The following is a 3083-nucleotide window of genomic DNA, read 5'->3' on the forward strand; positions in this document are numbered from 1 at the left end:
GGGCTACGGCGCGGCTGCCGCTCAAGTGGGATCGCGGGCTGGCGGGCCGGCCGGGCGGCGCTCGGTTGGGGCCACGCTACGCACCGGCACCAGGCCCCCCGGGGCTTCCGATACCACGACGCCACAGGGGTTGGGGCCGGCCGGTGGTGCTTGCGGCGCGGCGGCGGCCACAGCTTTGGCCGGCGCGGCCTCAGCCGCAGGGGCCGTTGCGGCAGCTGCCGCGGGCGCAGTACCGGCAGCGGCAGGCGCTTTTGCGTTGCCCGCGCGGGCAGAAGCATTTGCGGCCAGGTCCACCACTGCCACCACAGTGCCGTCACGCTGYACGCGCTGCTGGCCGGTCGCRACCACMACGTCRCCGGACTCCAGGCCTTCGAGGATCTCGACCTTGCCGGGGCTGCGCAGRCCGACYTTGACTTCSACGCGCTTGGTSGTGCGGGTCTGCTCGTTCGGGCCTTCCAGCAGCTTGATGACGAACTGCCGGCCGCCCTGCGGAACAATCGCTTCCTCCGGCACCACGCGCGCGTTCTCGCGCACGCCGAACACCGTGTTGACCCGGGCGAACATGCCGGGCCGCAGCTGCAGCTGGCGGTTGTCGATGCAGCCCCGGATCCCAATGGAGCGGCCATTGGCGTCGATCAACGGGTCTATGGCCTGGATTTGCGCGTTGTACTTGCGTCCGGGCAAGGCATCGATGTCGAGCACAGCTGTCTGGCCGCGCTTGACCTTGCTCTGAAAGCGTTCAGGCAGCCGGAAGTCGACAAAGATGGCCTCGATGTCCTCGATGTTGACGATGTCCGCGCCGTCTTTCAGGTAGTCGCCCACGTTGACGAGCCGGATGCCGGCAATGCCGTCAAATGGTGCGACGATCTTCAGCCGCGCGGCAGTGGCCTTGGCCAGCGACAGCTTGGCCTCGGCCACCTGCAGGTTGGCGGCGCTTTCATCGAGCGAGCGCTGGCTGATGAAGTTTTGCGCCACCAGTTCCTGGTTGCGCTTCTGGTTGGCCCGCGCGATCGACAGTTCGGCCTGGCTTTGCTGCACCTGCGCCAACGGCAACTGGTCGTCGAACTGCACCAGAACCTGGCCTTTGCGCACACGCTGGCCATCGGTGAAATTGAGCTGGGTGATGCGCCCGCTGACCTCGGGCCGCAAGACCACGCCACGGCGCGAACGCAGGCTGCCCACGGCCGAGGTGTCATCCGACAATCTGGCGAGTTCCACCTTCGCGGCTTCCACGGTCACCGGTTTTCCGGCGGCGGCGCCGTTGGTGCCATTGCCGGCGCCCTGGCCCGTCGAGGCAACCGGCGAAGACTCGGCCGCACCGCCCTGCGCCTTGGGTTTTTGCACCCACCAGGCAGCACCCGAGGCGACCGCAATGCCCGCTATCGCGACCGCTGTGTAAATTGCTTTTGATGCCATGGGGAGGAAAACTTGTTATACAAAGAGATACAAACTTCCAATGTAGCAGGACACCATGGCGCGCGCAGCCTTTTTCTGGCCTTTGCACAGGGTAAGCGCGGTAGCTTTACAACGGCTTTACCAAACGCCCTGGGCGACCAAAACGGCACGGATGCTATGTACGCTTATGGTGCGCCCGGGGCTTGCAATTTTTACGTGGGCCTTGGCTGCTTGGTGCGTGTTTTTGCGCGCGCGTTCCCGCCCCGTCTTCAGACTCCCAGCCAGGTCTTTGTTACAAGCGGCCGAGCGCGCGTTCCACACCTTTGTTGGCCAGTGCGTCGGCACGCTCGTTGCCCGGGTCGCCGGCATGCCCCTTGACCCAACGCCAGTCGATCTTGTGGCCGCTGGAGACGACCAGGGCGTCCAGGCGCTGCCAGAGATCCACATTCTTGACCGGCGCCTTGGCCGCTGTACGCCAGCCCCGGGCTTTCCAGCCGTGAATCCACTCGGTAATGCCCTTGCGCACGTATTCGCTGTCCAGGTAAAGCGTCACGCTGCAGGGCCGCTTCAGCGCCGCCAGCGCCTCGATGACGGCAGTCATCTCCATGCGGTTGTTGGTAGTGCCAAGTTCGCCGCCAAATAGCTCTTTTTCGGTGCCGCCCATTGCCAGCAGCGCCCCCCAACCTCCGGGGCCGGGGTTTCCCTTGCATGCGCCGTCGGTATAGATCACGACGTGTTGTGGTTGTGGCGTTGTGCCTGTTGGTGTGTCGGTCATGCGTTACAAATGCTCCCGGGAAGCTCCAAAGAGCAGCCGGTGGTTAAAGAAAATCAGGCAGGCGGCTGTGAGCGGGATGAACGGGTGAGCAGCTCCTTGTTGGCTATCGCGGCGGGTGCCGTTGCCGGCGCCCTTCGCGCCTTCCAGGCGGGCTCAAGCAACCGGACGCCACGTACACGCTTGACCGCCGCGAGGAAATAAACAGCGCCAAAAATAGGCCACCAGCGTTCGCCCGCCGCATCCATCCACTCGAACCGGTCCAGCCAGGCCTGACTTGTGAGCGCCGGCCGGTAGCAGCCGAAGCGCCCCGACTCTACCTCAAAGTCCAGCAGCCTCAACCAGTCGCGAAGGCGCCAGTAGCCGATGAACTCGCCTGTTTTGGGAAGAAACAGGTTGTCATACCCCCAGCGCTGGTAGATGTGGCCGCGGCGCTGGCGCAGCCCCCACAAACTGGTCGGGTTGAAGCCGCTGATGACCACCCGACCTTCCGGAACAAGCACCCGGCTCACCTCGCGCAGGCTGGCATGCGGGTCGCTGCTGAGTTCGAGCGTATGCGGCAATACCACCAGGTCCAGGCTGTTCTCCGGGAAGGGAAGTGCTCCTGCATCGGTCAGGAGCGCCGCGCGCCGGGAACTTGCGGCCGTGCGGCCGCTCGTATCTGTAGCCGGGGACTTTCCGGGTTCAGACGACGGCGGCAGGGAATCCAGTGCCAGCCATTTGTGCGGCATGCGATTGGCTTGCAGGGCGTCGAGCTCCGGCAGGCCCAATTGCAGTGCGTGGTAACCAAACACGTCACTGACGGCCTGGTCAAAATGCGTGCGTTCCCAGTCCAGAAGATAACCACCGGGAGGGGTCTTCAGCCAGTCCGTCAAACCTATAATTTCAGAGCTCATTGAGACCACTGTATGTATTT

General features: G+C 64.4%; 3 protein-coding genes. All 3 read right to left on the minus strand.

Annotated features, from left to right (window positions below; genetic code table 11):
* Positions 1 to 21 precede the first annotated feature (21 nt).
* On the minus strand, positions 22 to 1416 hold the full coding sequence (locus AC1D1X_RS19480) for an efflux RND transporter periplasmic adaptor subunit (RefSeq protein ID WP_477670867.1): 1395 nt from the start codon (positions 1414 to 1416) through the stop codon (positions 22 to 24).
* A gap of 271 nt (positions 1417 to 1687) precedes the next feature.
* The gene (gene rnhA / locus AC1D1X_RS19485) at positions 1688 to 2170 is read right to left on the minus strand and encodes a ribonuclease HI (RefSeq protein ID WP_457278630.1); all 483 of its coding nucleotides are present in this window, start codon (positions 2168 to 2170) and stop codon (positions 1688 to 1690) included.
* A gap of 53 nt (positions 2171 to 2223) precedes the next feature.
* Positions 2224 to 3063 carry a class I SAM-dependent methyltransferase gene (locus AC1D1X_RS19490; protein WP_477670868.1) on the minus strand — a complete coding sequence of 280 codons (840 nt, stop codon included), beginning with the start codon at positions 3061 to 3063 and terminating at the stop codon, positions 2224 to 2226.
* Between the last annotated feature and the right edge of the window lie 20 nt (positions 3064 to 3083).

It is taken from the genome of Polaromonas sp. P1_G4 (genome assembly GCF_056405475.1).